This window comes from Bradyrhizobium sp. USDA 4341 (genome assembly GCF_054063755.1).
Genome location: NZ_JBSSGO010000001.1, coordinates 827,439 through 847,398, shown reverse-complemented (window position 1 = coordinate 847,398; position 19,960 = coordinate 827,439). Strand labels below are relative to the sequence as shown.

At 63.1% G+C, this 19,960-nt stretch carries 13 protein-coding genes; 11 read left to right on the top strand and 2 right to left on the bottom strand.

The window, feature by feature from the left end; all coding sequences use genetic code 11:
- Nucleotides 1–21 precede the first annotated feature (21 nt).
- The 11 genes from ACVIGB_RS04205 (at nt 22) to ACVIGB_RS04155 (ending at nt 17,906) form a co-directional block, all read left to right on the top strand.
- A complete protein-coding gene (locus tag ACVIGB_RS04205; protein WP_456717988.1) occupies nt 22–696 on the top strand; it encodes a TcpQ domain-containing protein in 675 nt (224 codons plus the stop codon).
- 18 nt (nt 697–714) lie between these two features.
- Complete coding sequence (gene pilN / locus ACVIGB_RS04200; protein WP_456717989.1) at nt 715–2,571, top strand: PilN family type IVB pilus formation outer membrane protein; 1,857 nt, start codon at nt 715–717, stop codon at nt 2,569–2,571.
- Between the two features lie 30 nt (nt 2,572–2,601).
- On the top strand, nt 2,602–3,963 hold the full coding sequence (pilO2, locus tag ACVIGB_RS04195; protein WP_456717990.1) for a type 4b pilus protein PilO2: 1,362 nt from the start codon (nt 2,602–2,604) through the stop codon (nt 3,961–3,963).
- Nucleotide 3,964: 1 nt separating this feature from the next.
- Entirely contained in the window at nt 3,965–4,936 is a 972-nt protein-coding gene (locus ACVIGB_RS04190; RefSeq protein ID WP_456717991.1) for a hypothetical protein, read from the top strand.
- Between the two features lie 349 nt (nt 4,937–5,285).
- A complete protein-coding gene (locus tag ACVIGB_RS04185; protein ID WP_456717992.1) occupies nt 5,286–6,941 on the top strand; it encodes a GspE/PulE family protein in 1,656 nt (551 codons plus the stop codon).
- The gene (locus ACVIGB_RS04180; RefSeq protein WP_456717993.1) at nt 6,931–8,004 is read left to right on the top strand and encodes a type II secretion system F family protein; all 1,074 of its coding nucleotides are present in this window, start codon (nt 6,931–6,933) and stop codon (nt 8,002–8,004) included. Before ACVIGB_RS04185 ends, ACVIGB_RS04180 begins: the two co-directional genes overlap by 11 nt.
- A 2-nt stretch (nt 8,005–8,006) precedes the next feature.
- Nucleotides 8,007–9,131, top strand: coding sequence for an ATPase, T2SS/T4P/T4SS family (locus tag ACVIGB_RS04175; protein WP_456717994.1), 1,125 nt, complete (start codon nt 8,007–8,009; stop codon nt 9,129–9,131).
- 23 nt (nt 9,132–9,154) lie between these two features.
- Nucleotides 9,155–9,718, top strand: a complete 564-nt coding sequence (locus ACVIGB_RS04170; RefSeq protein ID WP_456717995.1) for a hypothetical protein — start codon at nt 9,155–9,157, stop codon at nt 9,716–9,718.
- Between the two features lie 17 nt (nt 9,719–9,735).
- On the top strand, nt 9,736–11,718 hold the full coding sequence (gene pilV / locus ACVIGB_RS04165) for a shufflon system plasmid conjugative transfer pilus tip adhesin PilV (protein WP_456717996.1): 1,983 nt from the start codon (nt 9,736–9,738) through the stop codon (nt 11,716–11,718).
- Between the two features lie 362 nt (nt 11,719–12,080).
- Nucleotides 12,081–13,412 (top strand): hypothetical protein, encoded by a 1,332-nt coding sequence (locus tag ACVIGB_RS04160; RefSeq protein WP_456717997.1) that lies wholly within the window; start codon nt 12,081–12,083, stop codon nt 13,410–13,412.
- 891 nt (nt 13,413–14,303) lie between these two features.
- Complete coding sequence (locus ACVIGB_RS04155) at nt 14,304–17,906, top strand: strawberry notch C-terminal domain-containing protein (RefSeq protein WP_456717998.1); 3,603 nt, start codon at nt 14,304–14,306, stop codon at nt 17,904–17,906.
- An 8-nt stretch (nt 17,907–17,914) separates the two neighbouring features.
- On the opposite strand, the gene ACVIGB_RS04150 is transcribed toward ACVIGB_RS04155, so the two are convergent.
- Both ACVIGB_RS04150 and ACVIGB_RS04145 read right to left on the bottom strand, forming a co-directional pair.
- Nucleotides 17,915–18,931 carry a hypothetical protein gene (locus tag ACVIGB_RS04150; protein WP_456717999.1) on the bottom strand — a complete coding sequence of 339 codons (1,017 nt, stop codon included), beginning with the start codon at nt 18,929–18,931 and terminating at the stop codon, nt 17,915–17,917.
- On the bottom strand, nt 18,928–19,923 hold the full coding sequence (locus ACVIGB_RS04145; RefSeq protein WP_456718000.1) for a hypothetical protein: 996 nt from the start codon (nt 19,921–19,923) through the stop codon (nt 18,928–18,930). The genes ACVIGB_RS04150 and ACVIGB_RS04145 overlap by 4 nt, the downstream gene beginning before the upstream one ends.
- Between the last annotated feature and the right edge of the window lie 37 nt (nt 19,924–19,960).

Genomic DNA, 19,960 nt, shown 5'->3' with positions numbered 1-19,960 from the left:
AGTTTCAAACGGGGGTCTCAGATGAAGATCGGGGTTCTGGCAGCGGTGGCGGCCATTGTTGTGTCGTTCCATTCGGCGGCCATGGCCGAACCGGTCCGCGGCTTCGGTCGCGACGTGCCGATGTCCGCGGCGATGAGGCAGGTCGTGCCGGACGGTTGGGCTGTTTCTTACGGTGCGGGCGTGGATTCAGCGCAAGTGGTCAGCTGGCGCGGCGCCGAGGATTGGCGGGCGGTGGTCGATGATATGTGCAACCGCCGTGGCCTGACGGTTTCCTACGACCAGGAGGCGCGCTCTGTGCGTGTCACGCGCTCGGACGATCAGCGCGTCCAGATGTCGACAGCCTCCAGCAAGGGCGGCTTCGTGATGGTCCCCTATCGCGCCGGGCCCGCTCAGGGCAACGGCTGGCAGAACTACCAGGGCGGTGCGGCGCCGGCCGGCGGCTCCTGGGTTGCCAAGAAAGATCAGACGCTGCGCGGAGTGCTCGCCGATTGGGGGCAGAGGGCGGGTTGGACCGTCGTGTACCAGTCCGGCTTCGAATATCGGCTCGAAGCCGGCGCGGCCTTCGGAGGGGACTTCATGCAGGCCTCGGGGGACCTGGTTCGTTCGATGCAGTCGGCCAAGCCGGCGCTGACCGCGACTTTCCATAAGGGCAATCAGACGCTGGTCATCGCCAACGACAATGCTGGCGCGAATTGAGTGGGGTTGGGGGTTAGTATGAGCAATTTCAAAGCATTGAGCCTCGTTCTGGTCGCCGCCACCGCGCTCGGCGGATGCGGAGCGACCGACCTGGCGAAGCGGGAGATCGACCGGACGTCGGCGGCGGCATTCGCCGCCAACAACGACTCCCGGCAGCCCATCCCGGCGTCTGATGTCTCGGTCGTCAAGGTGAAGGATAACGTCTATGTCGGCGCGCGCGTTCAGGCGATCGACTACGGAGATCCTCTGCCGCGTCAGTTCGAAACCGATACGGGGGTGACCATCGCGCGGGCGCGTCCGATGCGCCTGACCGAGGTCGCCTCGCTCCTGACCCAGATCACGCGGATCCCGGTTGTCATTTCCACCGATGACGGTGGAGCTCCGATCCCCGGTACGATCGCCAATGGCGTCGGCGCCGCCGGTGGTGCCGGTGGTGCGCGTGCTGTGAACGTTGGTGTGCCGCAGCAGACGGCATCCAGCGTGGTTGCCAACGCGCCGTCTGACATCCAATCGGCGATCAACCAGTTGTCAGGGACGTCCGGCAGCACCGTCGCGGCCGGGAACTCCTTCACCTATTTCGATTCCTCGTCTCCGCTGGAGATGAAGGTCACCTATACCGGACGTCTTTCGGGGCTGCTTGATCTGGTCGGCAGCCACTTCAATGTCGGCTGGAAGCACACGAACGGACGGATCGTTTTTTCCCGCGTGATCACGCGGACATTCGATCTGCCGACCTTGGGTGCGACGCAGGATCTCGAGTTCAACCTGCATGGCGGTTCCAGCTCCGGATCGGCGAGCGGCGGTGGCGCCGCCGGCGGCAGCGGGTCGTCGACGACCTCCCAGCTCGACCAGAAGGCGGCCATCAAGGCCTCGTTCGACCCCTGGAAGTCGATCGACAATTCGTTGAAGCAGATTATCGGCAATGCTGGTCGCTACGATGTGTCGCCGGCGACCGGAACGATCACGGTGACGGCGTCGCCGGCGGTGATCCAGCGGGTCGGCGATTATGTCGAGACGATGCGGGCGCTGCTGTCCAAGCAGGTCGCCATGTCGGTGCAGGTCCTCAACGTTACGCTCAGCAGCGAGGACAAGTTCGACAACAACATCACCACGCTGTTCCGCGGCAGCAAGGTTGGCGCCGTGGCAGGCAATCAGAGTTCGGTGCCTGCCGATCCGCTCAATGGCGTGATTGGTCAGCTTGGCGGTGCAAGCCCTGGCCTGGGCTGGGCAATTCTGTCGGGTAAGTTTGCTGGCTCGAGCGCAGTGGTCGACGCGCTGTCTCAGAATGGTCGTGTGTCAGTGGTCACCACCGCCTCGTTGACCACTGTGAACGGAGCGCCGGTGCCGCTGCAGGTGGTCAACCGTCGCGGCTACCTCGCGCAGATCACTGTCCAGCAGGCTGCCACCACCACGACGTCGGGCACCACGGGTGTGTTCGAGCAGTTGACGCCGGGCGAGGTCACCACCGGCTTCAACATGCAGCTGCTGCCGCGCATCCTGAAGGACGGCAATCTGGTCCTGCAGTACGGGATCAACGTGTCGGAGCTCGTGGGCGCGCAGAACGGGTTCGACGTGTTCTCCTCGGGTGGCAACCAGATCCAGCTGCCCAACGTGAACATGCGCAACTTCGTGCAGCAGTCGATCGTGCCGAATGGCTCGACGCTCGTGTTGGCCGGCTTCGAGCAGGTCCGTGCAACCGAGAACAAGACCGGCATGCTCAATCCCGACTTCTTCCAGCTGGGTGGCGGACGTGACTCGAAGAACAACCGCGAAGTCATCGTGATCCTGATCACGCCGACGTTGCTTGATGTGAACGCGGTGACGAGCCGCAGCCGCGGCGCGGAATCGCCGCGGCTGCAGGAAGCCGTGCGCTAAGGGGCGGCGAGAAACGAGGGACAGTCGACGATGTCGCAGATCGAGGCTTTCGACGAGCACGACGCGGAAGAGCACGGGTTCGGCGCGATTGCGGGCGAATCCGTGGCCAAGGACGCTCGTCCCGCGTCGAGGTCGTCCGGATCCACCGGCGTGGTCCGGATCAAGGGCAAGGACTTCGCCGTTGGTCTGGACTGGTTCCAGATCGAGGACATTCCGTCCGCCGATCGCGAAGCCAAAGCGATGGCGACTCGGGAAAATTCGAAGGCCGACTTCTATTGCGCGCGCATCACGGGCACCCCGCAGTTTGGTCTTGGACTGCGTTCGCTTGGACACCGTGCCGGCCAGCTGTCCCTGGCGGCGGCTGTTGCTGACAACCGCAGCGGCTCCTGGCTGGGATGCTTTGCGGTTGAGGGTGGCTTCTACCTGATCGCTGTCCGTGATGACGGCATCTATCCGGGCACGGACAAGTTATACGCCTCGGAGGACGAGGCGCGCTCCAACTACGACCAGCTGTACGAGCAGGAATGGAACGAGCGCTTCGCCCCGGCATCATTCGGGCTGGACGGCGCGAAAGACCTGCCAATCGGCTCGCTGCTGGTGGTCAAGCCGCAGGTCAAGCTGCGCGACGTCGCCGGGAGATCCCGCACGATCTACATGGTGGCCGGCCTCATTTTGGTGGGCGGTCTGGTGTTCGCGGGCTTCCAGTACAATTCGTACCTCCAGCGCCTGGAGGTCGAACGTACGCTTGCTGAGATGAGCAAGCGCGCCAGCAACCCGCTGAAGCAGCAGGTGGAGATTCCGCCGATGCCCTGGGAGGGACGCCCGCAGGGGGCGATCTTCCTCGAGCGCTGCGTCGAGGCAATCCAGTCCTTGAAACCGTTCGAGTTTCCCGGATGGAAGCCGAATCTTTACGGCTGCACGGGCGGCGACGGCACGTCGCGCGCCGCTGTGATTGATCTCTTGCGCGACGGCCCGGTGTCCTCGATCAACTGGATCAGCTGGGTCCGCGAAAAGGCGGCCCGTAAGTGGGGCGTGAGCCCGACCAGCGGCGATCGCGTGCAGGTAACTCAGCAATTGGATGCGATTCCGGAGATCAAGATCGACGTGCAGACCGCGCGCATCGCTGAAATACAGCGCTTCCTGCTTTCCCGGTTCGACGAGATGCTGACGAAGGTCACCCTCTCGCCGGGAGAGAACACCGAATTCGTCAGCGGCCTGAAGTTCTCGTTCAAGACCCAGGTCGATCCGATGAACTACGACGGGGTCTTGCAGAATATCCCGGCCTTGGTCGTGTCCAAGGTGACCTATGACCCGAATACTTGGCTCTGGAGCGTTGAAGGAGTGGCCTATGAGCAGCACATCCCGAAGAATGCAACGAAACGTCGTAAGTGACATGCGCAAGCTTGGATGCGCCGCGGTCGTGCTCGTTGCAACGAGTGTCGTCGCGCACGCGCAGGGCCTGAACATTCCGGGCGCGAATAATGCGCCGCCGCCGGTGATTGCTCAGCAGCCGGCGCAGGAGGCCATGCCTGCGGCTTCGGCGCCCATTGTCTCGGCTCAGCCGGTCGCCATGCCGGTGCCTGCGGCACCCGTTGCGATGCCCGCGTCGCCGCCCGCCGCGCCGCGGCCCGCCGTGGCTCCCGTGCCGCCGATGCCGGCCGGACCGCCGAACCGCGCCGTGGAGAAGCAGATGGATGCGAGTGTCGCCGAGGCAACCAAGCGGCTTGGCGCCGCGATGCCCGATGGATTGACCTCGGCCGATCCCGGCGCCATCAGCAATGAGCTCGACGACATGGCGGCGCGTCAGCGCCGGATCCGCGGTCTCAAGCTTCTGAACATGGAAGCCGAGGAGCTCGCCAAGCTCAACAAGACGATCAACTCCGACAGCGGAATGGCCGCAGCCGGACAGCCAGCGCAGAAGCCCGGCATGGTTTCCGAACAGGAAGTCCAGCGCCGTGTGGAGCAGGCCAAACAGGAGGCTGCACAGCAGGCGAAGGTCGAGGCGGAGGCCGCCAAGAAGCAGCAGGAGGACAATGCGCCGCGCCCGGTGGTGGCGAGCATCTTCGGTAGCGCCAAGAGCGGTCGCCAGGCCATCGTGCTCATTCCCTATGTCGGCGAGCTCACGGTTCGGGTCGGATCGAAGCTGCCGGACGGAATGCGAGTGGTCGCGATCAGCGAGAAGGGGGTCGAGGTCACCCACAAGGGTGAGCGCTTCCATCTTGGGTTCGGCGACTCGGTGCCGCGCACGCGCCCCCCGGAGCGGATGAGTTCGGCTGCCCCGCAACCTGGTGTCAGCACTTATTCCCAGCCGATCCTGGCCGCGCCCTTGCCGGTTTCCGCCGGCGCGCGCATGCCTGGCAGATAGGAATTCACGCCCCGAAAGGGGCGTTAATTTCGCCGTCGAGCAAGGATTAGAATAGCGGAACTAGGATTCAGGTCGTTCTTCGATGGCGTTTTGGAACAAGAGCAGCAACGAGCAGTCGACGAGAGGCGCGCCGGACGTCAAGACGGTGGCGCGTCCTGCATCGACCGAACGTACGCCGGCGCGTCCGCCCGTGCCGGCCTCGGGCCGACCGATCGCTGCGACGCCGCGTCCGATGCAAGCCAATGGCAGCGCCCAGCCGCGACCGCCTCAAGGGCAGGTCCCGCGCCCCTCTGGTCATGCCGCGCCTCAGCGACAGGTCCCTCAGTCGCCGGCCTCCAGCGGCGTTCCGATGCAGCGTCCTTCCAGCGCCGTCGGTGGACGCACCGTGCAGATGAATGGCGAGGATGCCACCGACGACATTATCGGCCGGATCATCTCCTACGGGGGGCCAGTATTGACTGCGCCGGGAGGCCGTCTGCCGACCACCTCCAAGCAGCGCGATTACATTGCCGTGCTCGACAACGGTTGGGCCGTGATCTCGAAGTCGCAGGCGCATTCGATCGAGGTTGCAGGCGTCCGGCGGCTGATCGTGCAGTATGGCATCAAGATCGATCAGGTCTGGTTGGTGGATCTTGAGATCATCCGGCGTGTTTACGAGAACTACAGCGCGCGCGCGGCCGACGGAGGATACACCGACAAGGACGCCGCCCAGCGCCAGCGCGATTTCATGGAGTTGGTGCGGGCAGCGGCCTCCGTGAATGCCTCGGATATCCACGTCGTGGTTGGCCGACACGAAGCGCAGATATTTGTGCGCGTGAATGGCGCTTTGACCAAAATGCGCGACGTCCCGTCCGGGCCGGCCGGGGAGATGCTCCAGGCCGCGTTCGCGATGACGGACGCCTCGGACGCCACTTATCGTCCGCTCGACTACCAGGGCGCCCGCATTTCGGACAAGAGTGCAACCGTTGCATTGCCGCCGGGTGTGCAGGCCATACGTCTGCAATACAATCCCAGCGCCAACGGCGGCCGCTATCTCGTCGCCCGCTTGCTCTATGCCCAGGTCCAGTACGGGCGCGAGGAGGACGTTGACGAACTCGGCTATTCGATGCGTCAGCTATTCGAGATCAAGCAGCTGCGCCGAAAGCCGACCGGGATCAACATCGTTTCGGGGCCGACCGGTTCGGGCAAATCGACTACGCTGCAGCGCTCGCTGATCGCGCTGAAGCGCGAGCGGCCCGAGGTCAACATCATCACCATCGAAGATCCGCCGGAATACGTCATTCCCGGTGCGGTCCAGCTGCCGGTCACCAACGTCAAGACCGAGGAGGAGCGCCGCGCGGCGTTCCACCAGGCGATTATCGCAGCGCTCCGGTCGGATCCGGACGTGATTATGATCGGTGAAATTCGCGACAGGGAATCGGCTCTGCTCGCCTTCCAGGCTGCGATGACCGGTCACCAGGTCTGGTGCTCGCTGCACGCCAACGATGCGGCCTCCTGCCTTGATCGTCTGCGGGACATGCATGTCGAGCTCTACAAGCTGACTGATCCGACCCTCATTACAGGGCTGATTGCCCAGCGCCTTGTCCGCAAGCTCAACCCTGAAACCCGCATTGACCTGGCCGAAGCCAAGCGCCGCAACATGCTGAGCAAGGTGACGATCAGGGAGTGTGAGCGGATCGAAGGTATTTCGGGAATGCCGCTCTTCTTTCCCGACCTCAACCAGGAGCGTCCATATCTTGGACGAACGGTCGTGGCGGAGGTCATCAAGCCTGGCTTCAAGTTCATGAATCTATTCCGGCAGGAGAACAAGCCGGGGGCTCTCCAGCACTGGATGACGGAAGAAGACGGCGTGTCCCTGGTCGAGCATGGGATCATCAAGATGCTCATGGGGGAGGCCGCGGCTTTCGAAATCGAAGAAAAGGCCGGGGTTCTCGGCGACATCACCGACGAGCGCGTGAAGCTGCTTGTCCAGAAATACGTAAAGGGCGACGGCGATGGCGTTTGATACCAAATCCCTCGAGGAGGGATTCATCCGGTTGCAGTTCACGAGCAAAAAACGCCTCGCGATCTACCGAAAGATGATCCGTTTCCTGAAGAACGGCGTTCAGCTCACCCAGGCGCTGGAGATCCTTTGGAACCATGCGACTGACGACGGCAAGAAGCCGAAGCGGGCCGAGGCCATAGCGCTCGATGCTTGGCTGAAGGCGATCCAGAACGGTCTGACGTTCGGTCGAGCGATCCGCGGTTGGGTCCCGGAAAAGGACCGTCGCGTGATTGAGGCGGGCGAGGAGGCGGGCAAGCTCGAACTTGCGCTCGAGAATGCGATCTTCATTGTCGAGAACGAGCGTCGCATCAAGTCCACGCTGATCGGCGGCCTGATCTACCCGGTGATCCTGGTGTTCGTGGTCATCGGCTTCCTGGTCTTGTTCGGCGTTCGCGTCGTTCCCGCCTTCGAGGAGATCCTGCCGCGCGCGCGTTGGACCGGCGCCGGCGCGCAGATGGCCTTCATGTCGGATTTCGTGAACTTCTGGCTATTTCCCTGTCTTTTCGCGCTGCTGGTGACGATTGGGGTGATCATCTGGACCATGCCGCGCTGGACCGGCAATGTCCGCGTCAAGTTCGATCGTTGGCCGCCGTGGTCGCTATATCGGCTCACCACCGGTGCCGGCTTCATGCTGACGGTCGCCGCGATGGTGCGCGCCGGCGTGCCGATCCCGAATGTCTTACGCGTGATGATGCGTGATGCGTCTCCGTGGTTTGCCGAGCGGATGCAGCGAACGCTGCATTTCGTTAACAACGGCAACAACATCGGTGAGGCGCTCTGGAAGACCAAGTTCGAGTTCCCCGACAAGGAGACCGTGCAGGACCTGCGCGCCTATGCGAACCTGGAGGGTTTTTCCGAGGTCCTAGAGAAGCTCGGCCGGGAATGGATCGACCAGGCGGTCGAGAACATCAAGGCCCAGACCGACCTGTTGCGCAACGCCGGCATCGTCATGGTCGGCGTGACCATTGGCTGGCTGGCAACCGGCATCTTCTCGCTGCAACAGCAGATCACGAACGGACTGTAATAATGGATTCCGATTCCGAACTCCCTTCGCGGCGCAATCTGCCAGCGGAACTGCAATCGAGATCCTTGGCCGATCAGGGCACCCGGTTGCCTTCGTGTGGCGGAACGGCGTTGAGCGTGGACGTCGAGCAATTCAAGCTGCGACAGCTCACGTTTACGGACATCTACATGTCCGAGATGGGAAGGGCGCTGATCTGCGGCGCCGCCGAAAGCAACGGCGCTGAAATGATCGAGATTCCGGATCATTTTGCCCAGGATATCGAGCGCCTGCACGGTATCGTGTGTGACAAGGGCCAGCAGGAAAACGAGTTCATGGTCGACTTCGATACCGTGCGGTATCGTTGCTCTAAGATCGTGTCGCAGCAGGAGATCTGGTATGCGCTGCGGCGCATGATGACGCCGATTCCGCGTCTTGGGACGCTGCGTCTGCTGCCCTTTGCCGTTCAGCATCTTTCCTGGCTGGGCCGCCGGTCCGGGTTGATCGTGATCGCCGGGGCCACGGGCCAAGGCAAGACGACCACGGCATCGATGCTGCTGCGTGAATATCTGCACGCGTTCGGCGGTGTGGCCGTAACGGTGGAAGACCCGCCGGAGCTGCCCTTGGAGGGTGACTATCCGGGTGGCTATTGCTTCCAGCTGAAAGTCGTCAACGGCAATTTCGGCGAGCAGATGCGCCGGGCGATGCGCTATATGCCGAGATACATCCTCCTCGGCGAGGTGCGAGACAAGGAGGCTGCCTCGCAGGCGCTGACAGCCGCGATCAACGGGCATCTCGTGATTACGACCGTGCACGCGGGTTCGGCGATCGAGTCCTTGCAGAGGCTACTCAAGATCGCCTCGGGGGTGGACGATCTGGAGCTCGCCAGAGGTATTCTATCCGAAGGACTGGCTGCGGTGATCTATCAGAAGATGCTGCGGGTCAAGGATCCGACTACCGGAGATACGCGTGTCTCCATTGTGCCTCAGTTTCTCTTTACTGGAAAAGAAGCCAAGGTAAGGACTAAAATACGGGACGGTAAATTCGAAACCCTGAAGGACGACATTGAGCAGCAGCTCATCCGTATGAAGAACAAGCAATCACCGGTGTCGATCAGCGAAGCGCCGCCGAACGGCGGTCGGAATGGGTGAGCGGGCGGACAGGGACCAGGGCCATGGGTTGGTTGATCATGACGGTGGTGATCTTCATGCTCTCACTTGGGAGCACGATCGATTTTTCCGCCGAACGTCGCGATCGCGGTGAATTTGACCAGGCCGGTGTCATGAGCAGCCAGCTGGCTGCCTGGCATCAGGCGGCGGTCGGTTTTTGCCAATCCTTGCCTGGCAACTGTCCGGCCGCCGGACCGGTTGACGTGAAGAGCACCTTCCTCACCGGGAATAGCGGCAAGTTCGCCTATACGGTGTTCGAGAATGCCCCGGCCTACACCAATTCTCCGTTCACCAGCGTGGTCGACCCTACGCTCAAGATTGTGGTGACGTTTTATCGGGCGACGAACGGATCAAAGCGCTGGAACGGACAAATGGTGGCGGCCATGACGGCGACCCAGGGCTGGAACGTCACCATGGGTCAGTACGACGCAGCGAGGCAGCAGGTGGATCGCGCCGATATTCTGGAGGCCGATAATCCCGCGCTCGCTCTTGCCAGGGTACCGAATAACGTGGGCGGGATCGCGATCCCCGACGGGTCGCCCATCATTGTCACGAGATACTTGCCATGAACCGGACGGAGCAGGTTATGAAACTGGACACGAAGGTTAAGGCTCTCCGTCGTCAGCGGCGCGCCCGGCAGCAGGGTTTGACCCTGATCGAGTCGGCGGTTGCACTCGGTATTGTCGCCATCATGCTCGCCACCTTCGGTCAGATGGTTGCGCAGAACCAGCAGTCGATCAAATCGCGCGCAGCCGCGCTGCAGCTGCAGCAGGTGACGAACGCGGCGAGCCAGTACATCCAGACCAACTACGGCCAGGTGCTGAACAACACGCCCGTGGGCAGCGTTTCCTATATTCCGGCCGGCCAGACATCCCCGGGGGGCGCTCAACCGGTCGGCACGGCGGGCATGCAGAGCCTGCAGCAGTCCGGTTTTCTGTCGAACACCTATGTCGACAACAACCCCTATGGCCAGCAGACAGCGCTTCTCGTGACCCAGCCGGCGACTGCGCCGGGTCGACTGGAGGCGATGCTGGTGACCTATGGCGGTCAGAAGATCAGCGACGACGAGCTGGGTCGGATCGCGACTGCGGTTGGTGCGGCTGGCGGTTTCATGCCTGCGAAACCGACGCCGAACGCCGGTGGGGCAGGACAGATCCTCGGATCTTACGGCGGTTGGCGGTCGACGGCCGCAACCTGGGCTGCGAATGGTGGCGGCGTTGTGCCGTCGGCCGGACACGCGATGGCCACGCTGGCCTTCCAGAACGGCGCCTTGTTGCAGGATTTCCTGTACCGCCACGATATCGGTAACCCCGATGCCAACTCGATGTACACCGACGTGCATATGCAGGGGAATGGCCTCAATGGCGTCGGCGTGATCTGCGGCGGGACGGCGCAGGTCGGCTGTTCGAACATGTCGATCGACATGAATAATGACAGCATCACCAATCTCGGCACCATTACGGCGGCGGGCAATGCGTTGAATTTGAACGGATCGCTGAACACCACCGGCGATGTCAACGCTGGCGGGAACGTCAAGACGAACACCGGTTATGTGCAGGCCGGTGCCCTGCCGCCCGACGCTAACCAACCGAATTGGGCGCAGGGTGGGCCGCCTGCCGGCGGAGGTTACTTCCAGGGTGACCTCAGGGCGGGTGGCGATGCTCACGTCAATGGTGACGGCTTTTTCGGTCAGTCGATCACTGTCGATTCGGACGTGGTCGCCGGCGGCAAAGTGGTCGGTAAGGAGCGCGTGATCACGCCCAAGATCAACGATCTCGACAATCTGGTCTACAGCGTCGACCCGAACGGGATGTCGAGCTTCTCGATGCTCAATCCGCGCATGTTGAACCTTGATACCTACGTGTTTGGAGCCTCGATCAACAAGCCGGTTGTGGCGCAGGATCCTTCAACGTTGACCTTGGATCCGAGCCTTTCTCAGGATGACAAGTTGCGTCAGATCGACAACGCGCAGAACGCCTTCTATTCCGAGGCCTACAGCAAATACGGTCAGGCGGGGAACACCGCGGTGCGGCTGGGCGATCTTTTGCCTCGATATGCGCTGCAGCGTGTCTATCTGTTGACGCCTTACGGAGCGACGTACACTACGCTCGATCCGACGACCAACCAGCCGATTACCCAGACAATTCCTGCCTCAGGAAACAGTCAGGCACCAGTTGTTTCAGTGCCTTGGCCGACCTGTACCGGTGGCGTGCCGGAGATGTATCTGTCCCGAGTGGATGAGTCGCAGTCCTACGCGTTGCCGGTGACCACCTCAGTGAATCAGGTTGGCGTCGTTCCCAATGGCAATGTCTATGTCAATGCGCCTCCCTACACGTCGGTTGCTGGAACTTATATTACGGCCAGCAGTGTCGTAACTGACGTTCAGACTGGAGGCGTCAACTTTGCTCCGAATGCGCAGGTGAGCTCCGACACCAATAGCAAGAGTTGGTCGGTGCTGATGACCGCCGGTGGTCAGACCGGCGGTGAGATGGTTCAAGGCACCAATGGTGCCAATCAAACCGTGACGCGCAGGCTGATGGCGCAATCCTTCTGTCACTTCCTCGATTGATATTCGCGCGCCTAGACTTGCCTTCAGGGACAAGTTCTAAGGCGCGCGGTATCCACGATACGCCCGTCTCGCAGCGCGGCGGATTGCAATAAGCCGAAAACTCCCGTCAGCAGAGACGGAAGTGTGGCCCTCTGGACCGAAGGAGTCGACGCCTTTCCGATCCCCGAGAGAGAAGGCGGGAGCGTGCCCCACTCCAAGGATTAAAATAATTTTTGTGGATGCCTTTTGCGACTTGCAGGGGTGCCCCTTATGGTCCTCGCACGGGGTGCGGATTGGCTGCACCTGCCACGAATTGAAGGCATCGACTTCTTCGGCTTACCCGCTGGACAATCGACTGCCCCTTGGAGTGTGGGAGACTAGATATGGTGGCACTGGAAAAGCTGATGGCCGCGGTCGGCACGCAGAACCGCAGCAGCAAGGGTGGCAACGGATCCTTTGGCCCGTGGATCAATCCGATGGTCGAGTTCGTCTCGGCGGAGATGGCCGGCGGACCCGACAAGGATGTGTTCGTTATCAAGCATCTCGTCGATCAGCCTGAGGTCGGCAAGCGCGCCGGCGACCAGGACAAGATGAAGCTGCGCGATCTCAAGCCGACCCAGGCGACGCTCGAAGATCACCTGAAGGGAAAGAACAAGGTCAAGAAGGCGACGCCCGGCACCGTCTACGTGGCCAAGCGCGCGTTCCGCGACAAGGACGGCGTGCTGAGCGTCGACTGGGTCGACCGTGTTGCGCCCTCCATGGAGGACGAGGAGATCTACCCGGCCACGGGCGTGATGGTGAAGCCCTATTCGCTCTACTACGACCGCGAAACTGGCAAGCTCAAGGGCGGCGACACCGTGGTTGCCGATCTCTGGCGCGCCGTTCGCGTCAAGGGTGACAAGGCTGTCGAAGGCAACGAGGTGGTGCTGTCCTACGACGACATGATCAACGGCGAGAAGATGGCGGCTGTCGGCTATGGTCCGAAGTCGGCATCCTTCGAAGACGCCGTGCGTGCCATGTTTCAGCCGACCTGGGGTGGTGCGCCGGGCTTCATGATCCGCGCCTGGGACAACAACTCCCCGAATTCTCCGCCGTCGGTGATCCGCGACGTGCGTTATCGGGATTCGGTGAAGAATCCCGACGGCGAGGGTTATATCGAGCAGACCCACGAGCAGGCGATCGAGGCGTTCCTCGCCGACATGGGCCCGATCTTCGCCAACGCGGAGAACTTCCCGCCCGGCGTGACCGTCGAGATCGTGCCCAACCGGACCTACGCGCTGGTCGGCGAGACCCGCCAGAAGCTCGCAGCCGAGATGAAGACCCGGAACGCGCGTCACGACCGTGAGGCCGATCCGTTCTATGCTCCGGTGCTCGAGGCCGGTCGAGACAAGGAGAGCTCCAAGGCGTGCTGGTGCGAAGCCAACCTCGTCGTGTGGCGCAAGTTCAATGACGAGAAGCAGAAGGAAGTCTTCTTCCGCACGTCACTGAGCCCGCGTCGTTGTGCTCCCGAGCATCACTATACCGATGCCGAGGTGGTGACGGAGAACATGCCGGCGAGCTACGCCGCCGTGCTCACCGCTTCGGCCGGCAAGCGGTCGGAGGCGCTGCGCGAGGCGAAGAAGTCCAAGGCGGCTCCGGCTCAGACCGCGGACACGAACTCGGTCGGTGAAGATCCGGGCCTGGAGAACGAAGCGGCGATGCGCGCTGGCGCCTGATCGGCGGTAGCACAAAGGATCGGTTGAACAGGGCGGCGCGAGCCGCCCTGTTTCTTTTGGAGGGGCAGCGGGATTTGAATCCTTGGGTCTTGCTCGACGCTCATGCAGGATCAGCCGGTCCCATGGAGACTGAAGATCTTGTCCTCGACAATGAAGTGGCTGGACTTTTCGAGTTACCGGCTCGAACTGAAAGTTGTCGAGTTCGCCGGCGGCGATCGCGCGGTCATGGTGCGTGGCCATGTCGACTTGACCAAGGCCCAGTCCGATGCCCTCGCCCAGGTGGGCTTTCGCTCTTTCGGCAGGCCCGGAGGTCCTGGTTTTCGGACGATGTGGCTGCTCCAGGGTGGCATGGTCCACGGGGTCGACCGTTTGGAGAAAGCCTTCCCACAGGTGCGCAGGGTGGCCTGGGACAAAAGCCGGGTCGTCATGACGTCGGCTGGCAGCTCGCCGCTCTCAAAATCGCCCGGACTTTCCAGGCTGCAGGACGCCGTCGCAGCCGGAGGCGGCCAATTCGGCGCGGGAACGGCTTCGGTTCATCCCGCAAAGGTCGATAGGACGGCTCCGCCTCCGGTTCTGAGGCCCATTAGGCCGATGCCGAGGGTGCCTTCCCCCATTTTTCCGGAGGCGGCCGCATCGCCTGTTGCGCCGCCGGCGGCGGCGCCTGCTGCGATTGGGGCGCCGTCGGCAGGTGTCCGGCGGCCGCCTCCGCTCGCGCGGCCGATGAGTCCGCGCTCGACGGGGCCGATTGCCGGGCAAGGACTCGCTGCCAGAGCGGCAGAGCCGCCTGCGCTGCCCGTCGAGTCTCAAAGCGTCCCGCCACGAGCGCCTGATCCGGCGCCGCCGGCGCGCCCGAGGCCGCTGGGCGCGCCGGCCAGGCGGGTGGATGCCGCGTTGGCGACGATCGAGGCAGTGGTGCCCGTCGTCGAATTCCAGGAAGAAGCCGCGCTCGACGCGCTTCATTCGGTTGCCCAGGTCAACGCATTCCAGGCCCGCTACGAGCCGGAAAGCCGCATCGGCAAGCCGATCGCGATGATCCCGCTCAACATGGCCTCGGCGATGAAGGTGGCGTTGGCGCGGATCGTGGCCGAACATGGTGACATCGACCGCTGGATCGCCCGGCGGGCGAAGTGGTCCATGGCGCAGCTCGAGCAGTTCGTGTCGCCCGAGCAGGTGGATGCGGTGGCGCTCATGCTTTCGGCCATCGACCGCGGCGACGGCGCAATCCTTGCCGACCAGACCGGTCTTGGTAAGGGACGTGTGCTGGCGACGGTGGCGCGGATCTGTGCCATCGAGGGCAAGCGCATCGTCTTCTTGACCGAAAAGGCTAATCTGTTCACCGACTTCTGGCGAGACGTGCGGGATACCGGCTCCGAGGAGGTGCTCGGTGCGCCGTTCCTGCTGAATGGCGAAGCGACTATCGTGGACCAGACGTCGCCGGATGGCGACGTGCTGTTTTCGTCAATGAAGAAGCCGGATCTCGCCAAGGTCATCAAGCAGGCGAAGCTGCCCCGCGGTACGCGCCTGATGATGGCGACCTACAGCCAGTTCAATCGCAAGAACTCCCCGAAAATCGAGCTCCTCCGGTCGGTTGCCGACGGCGCCGTGGTGATCCGGGACGAGAGCCACAACGCCGCGGGCGATTCCAATACCGCCGCCGCGCTGGCATCGGCGCTGGCCGGGGCCATCGTGGTACACTCCTCGGCGACCTATGCGCGGGATGCGCGGAATATGCAGTCCTACGGCTCGGTGTTGCCGCCGTCGCTGCGTAACGCGGATCTTCCGGCACTATTCCGTGCCGGCGGCACGGCCTTTGCGGAGGCGCTGTCGCAGGCCCTGGCCGAGCAGGGGGCCTTGATCCGCCGCGAGCATGATCTTTCCAATATCCGGATCCAGGTGATCGACGATCTGGATCGGATCGATCGCAACCGGGCCTATGTTGACGCGCTGGCGCCGATCCTGTCGCAGATGGCGGTAATGGGCCGCCGCGTCACGGAGATTGCCGACGAGAAGACCTCCGAGAATGCCAAGCTCCTGGAGGAGCTGTCGGCGTCCGAGCGCAAGGCCGCGCGAGAAAAGGTCTACACCATGAATTTCGGTGCCGTTTTGTCGGCACTGGTGCGCCAGGTGGTGACAGCGCTTCTGGTCGACAAATGCGTGGAGGAATGCGTCGAGATCCTGCAGGGCGGCGAAAAGCCCGTAGTCGTCATCGAGACCACCATGGAAGCGCTCATGCGCGACCTCGCCAAGGGCTCGATGTCAGAGGACGACGGTGCAACTGTCGCCCCGCCGCCGGTGCAGGACGACGGAACTGCAGCCGACGACGACGCGGAACCGGAATCCGCCGGTGCCGAAGCCGGCGCGCGTCCGCCGGATTACCGGGATGCGCTGCGGCTGGCTGTGCAGCGGTTGAGCGAATTGATCGTCCGGAAGGGAACGGACGACCCGTTCCGCGTTCCGGTGGAAGAGGTCGACGTGGTTGCGATGCGCGATGCCTTGCTGAAGGCAATCGGCGAGCTTCCGGATCTGTCTCTGTCGCCGATCGACGACTTGCGCGAGCGGGTTGAAGCACGGGGACGGGCGCTGTTCGAGGCCGGAGAGATCGATCATCCCTGGGCCTGCGACGAGATTTCGGCCCGTTCGATGCGGGTTGCCAACGGGGTCTATGAGACCATGCCGGCCCGGGACCGTAACGCCGTGATTGCGGGCTTCAATGGCGGCCGGACCGACATGGTCGAGGTCACGCGGGCGGGCTCGACGGGTCTGTCGCTGCACGCCTCCGAGCGGGTCAAGGATCAGCGCCGCCGGATCATGATCGAGTTGCAGATCCCCTCGAACGTCGTCGAGCGTGTGCAGTTCTGGGGGCGCGTCAACCGCCGCGGCCAGGTCTGTGAGCCCGGCTTCAGGACCCTGTCGACGGGCCTTCCGATTCAGGCCCGCAATCTCGCCATGCAGAACCGCAAGGTGGCGCAGCTCTCCGCCAATGTCTCGGCGTCGGCGGAAAATGCGACGTCCATGGACGTCCCCGACATCATCGATCAGACAGGCAACGAGATCTGCAAGCGGATACTCACCGAGCGGCCGGCGCTCGCCGACCGGATGAGCATTGCGACCCGCGGCATCGACGAGGAACAGGCTGCCGAGGAACTCTATTACGTCAACAAGTTGCTTCAGCGTCTCGTTCTGCTGCCGGCCGCCGAGCAGGCGACCCTCTACGACGAAGTCGTGGAACTCTACGAGGATGCGATGCGCGAGCTCGCCGCCCAGGGCAAACATCCGCATCACGGCCGGGAGCTCCACGGCTCCTGGAAGATCGAGACGCGCGAGCTGTTCGATGCCGGCAACCCCGCCGACGGTCCGGTATTTGGCCGGCCGGTGTGGCTGGCGACTTTGAAGGGCGTCCGCGACGCGGCGCCGCTGTCATCGGCGGCGATCGAGACAATGATCGGTCAGGCGCAGGCCAGGCTCGTTGCCGAGAATGGCGAAGCCAATGATCTCGGCTATTTTGGGCATCAGTCGGAGCTGCTGCGCAAGCGAACCGATGCGCTGTTGGCGGAGGCCTTGCCGCTGGGCTTCCGGGACGTAAAGAATGCGCTCAGCGCCTCAAGGCCGAATGCCGTGAAGATACGCAACGCAACCCTGCGCGATCTCCGCACGCTGATTGCTCGGGCCCAGCCTGGGGCGTTCGTCACCGCGCCCGATGAAGAGAACATGCCGGCGACAGGTCGCGTGGTCGATGTGAGGCAGCCGGATGACGACGGGGTTCATCTGCCAGGCCGCTGGATCCTGCGTTATGTGTTGCCGGGTGATGAGCGACCGCGCGAAATCTCGTTCGCCACCATGCTGCGTGAACGGATTTTCTCGATCCAGCCTGCGCCGTCACCGTCCGATTTTCGCAGATTGATGTCGCGCTACGACGCCGTGCCCCGCGGCGCGGTCGAGCAGCGCCGCCTGATGCTCGAGGGCAATCTCGTCGCGGCCGTGCGCATCGCGGCCGAAGGGCATTTGGGCACGGCGGCCGCCTGGACGGACGTGGACGGCCGCCGCCGGCGTGGAGTGTTGATACCGAAGGGCCGGCAGGCGGAAATTGGTTCGCTGCCGGGGTCGACGTTTTGCAAGGAAGCCGCACTCGAGGTGCTCAAGCGCGGTGGGAGGCTCGAGGCGGTCCCGTCGCGCCCGAGCGATGGTGTCGTGATCAGGTCGGAGGCTGGCAAAGGCGGCCAACGGCTGGTTGTCGAGCTGCCCGCGGAGCCCAAGCCAGTCGCCGAGCGGCTGCGTCGGAGCTTTGAGAAGGCCGAGCTTCGGTTCGACGAGAACTACGGCATGCTGAGCGCATCGGTGCCGTTCTCCGCTGCGTCAAAGGTCCTGGCCGCCTACATGGATTCGTCCCGCCCCTTGTACTTCCATGGACGCTTCCGGGCTCTCGCGCTGGCATCGACAGCATCCCTTCGCGGGCAAAGCACCGATGCGGAGTCCGAACCGGCGCCGGCGCCCTGAACAAACTCCTAACCGAGCGCGCCGAGAAGTTCGCGGTCGGACTCTGAGAGTTCGGGGGTCGTCAGCGAGCCGCCCTCGAACTCGGACCATCGGATCATGGCGGGGGTCAGAACTGCCAGTTGCCGGGTCGCGACCTCCTTGCCATGGGCGTTGAGTGGGAGGCGGTCGATGACATCAAGCATCCGGCCGGACGCAATGCCGATCGCCTGAGCATCGACGCCCGTCCGGACCTGCCGTCGGAGATCGATGAAGTCAGAAGTTCCGGCAGCGTCGAGCAGGTCAAGCCACTTCTCCGTCGCGAGAAGGACTTTTTTGCCAAGTTCGCGTGCGACTTCCATGTGATCATCGCGCAACAACAGCCTGGGGTCGAAGTCGACATCGGCGTCGCTGATTTCGACGGTCTTTGCATCCGGCAACCGCCAGGCGAAACGCTCCGCATCCGCGAGGCGGTCGAGCCGAAAACACCGGTGTGGAGGGCACTCATCGGCCGAATAGACGAGCTTTATCCGGCGCGGATTGTTCGATCCGACCGCATAGGAGGGCTCCTGCGTCTCTTTCCAGAGGTGACCGTCGAAGATGAGGTAGCCCGTCGCGATACGCGCGACCTTCGTGTCGCATTCCAGGCTGCCGTCGTGCACAATGTGGGCGATCTCTGCACCGAGTGCCGCCTCTTCCGGAATGTTCGAAAAGTCCTTTTCCCCGGTATGGCTCAGGAATGGGTTGTGCCAGCTCGCGTCGGGCAACCTTCCTTCGAAGGCGGACACGATGAATTCAACCGGAAACTCGGGGGTGGACCTCATGCCCAGGACGCGGTCAGGCGCAAAAATGCGGCCACGATAGCTGCGATAATCCGCTCGACGGGGTGTTACGGTGCGCACGGCGATGGGGAAATCGGCCTCTGACGGCTGGTCGAGGGTCACCGGGACACGATGACGCACCCAAAGCGATTCTTGTGTGCGATGATGGCGCCGGCGAACTTGCAGCAATTTGGCTGTTTGTACGGTGAAAAGGCATGGCGGCTTCATGTAGCGCGCGCCTCCCGCTCGAGCTCCGCCCACGTCTGCCGGCGCAATTGCAATTGTTGATGGACACGCAGGGCCGCGCCGGCCTCCGATGTTTGACCGAGTTCTGCGGCGAACTGGTCGCACGCACGGAAGAGCTCGGCGGTCGCAGCCGATGGGTCGTTGCGGAGCGCTATCAGCGCAGACCTGGCCAGCAGCGCATCATCGGTCAGTTTTGCCGCGGAGACGCTAGTGGCAGCCGCCATGTTGCGTGCGGCGTCCAGCGCTACCAGGCGCTGATCATTCCGCTGGTAGCGAAAATCGGACGAGACAACTCTTACCTCACCGCAGAATTCGATCTGCTGGGGCACCTGTCGACGGGACGGCCTCAACAGCTTCGGAAAGAGTGAGGCCGCCTCGTTCATATGGTCCTGGCGCACTCGTAACCGGGCCTCGAAGCCCTCATCGATCGGGATACAAAGTCGCGCGACCGGGCGCCGACCGGCCGGACCATCCTGGATGGTGTCGAAACGCCATGCCGGTTCGTAGACGACAACATGGACGATGTCGTCGATAAGGGCCACGTCCTGATTTGCCCGTCTTAGGCTGCGTTCAACGACCGTGGAGCCGGTCAGGAATCCACGAATATCGACAGTCGATTGTTGCCCCTGTGCGCCGGGAGGCTGCTGGGGCAACTCCAGAAAGGGATTGAGCCTGGTCAATCCGGATGTCACGCTCCATTCCAGGAGCGAGCCCAAATCATATTGGCGTCCGCGGCCGCTCCGCATCGTAAAGGGATCGTCTCCGGAGACCGGGGAAAAGGGGGCCCAAAGGCGTCCGCCAAGAGACCTGATTTTGACGGCGCGATTTGTTTCAGCTTGCGCCGGAAGAAAGCGGTAGATCTTGTCGTAAACTGGGTCACCCCCGCGCCATGGCCTTACGTCGGAGAACAGCACTTCAAGGGCGACCGGTGCTTCGTGGGCTGCGTAGCTCGCGATCATGGCATCGATCTTCAAGGGCGGCCGAGTTGCTCCGGCAGCCACCATCGCGTCT

Coding starts and splice junctions, on each gene's coding strand:
- ACVIGB_RS04150 (WP_456717999.1), bottom strand. CDS start 18,931: ATGAAGCCGCCATGCCTTTTCACCGTACAAACAGCCAAATTGCTGCAA.
- ACVIGB_RS04205 (WP_456717988.1), top strand. CDS start 22: ATGAAGATCGGGGTTCTGGCAGCGGTGGCGGCCATTGTTGTGTCGTTC.
- ACVIGB_RS04185 (WP_456717992.1), top strand. CDS start 5,286: ATGCAGCGTCCTTCCAGCGCCGTCGGTGGACGCACCGTGCAGATGAAT.
- ACVIGB_RS04190 (WP_456717991.1), top strand. CDS start 3,965: ATGCGCAAGCTTGGATGCGCCGCGGTCGTGCTCGTTGCAACGAGTGTC.
- ACVIGB_RS04160 (WP_456717997.1), top strand. CDS start 12,081: ATGGTGGCACTGGAAAAGCTGATGGCCGCGGTCGGCACGCAGAACCGC.
- ACVIGB_RS04175 (WP_456717994.1), top strand. CDS start 8,007: ATGGATTCCGATTCCGAACTCCCTTCGCGGCGCAATCTGCCAGCGGAA.
- pilN (WP_456717989.1), top strand. CDS start 715: ATGAGCAATTTCAAAGCATTGAGCCTCGTTCTGGTCGCCGCCACCGCG.
- pilO2 (WP_456717990.1), top strand. CDS start 2,602: ATGTCGCAGATCGAGGCTTTCGACGAGCACGACGCGGAAGAGCACGGG.
- pilV (WP_456717996.1), top strand. CDS start 9,736: ATGAAACTGGACACGAAGGTTAAGGCTCTCCGTCGTCAGCGGCGCGCC.
- ACVIGB_RS04170 (WP_456717995.1), top strand. CDS start 9,155: ATGGGTTGGTTGATCATGACGGTGGTGATCTTCATGCTCTCACTTGGG.
- ACVIGB_RS04180 (WP_456717993.1), top strand. CDS start 6,931: ATGGCGTTTGATACCAAATCCCTCGAGGAGGGATTCATCCGGTTGCAG.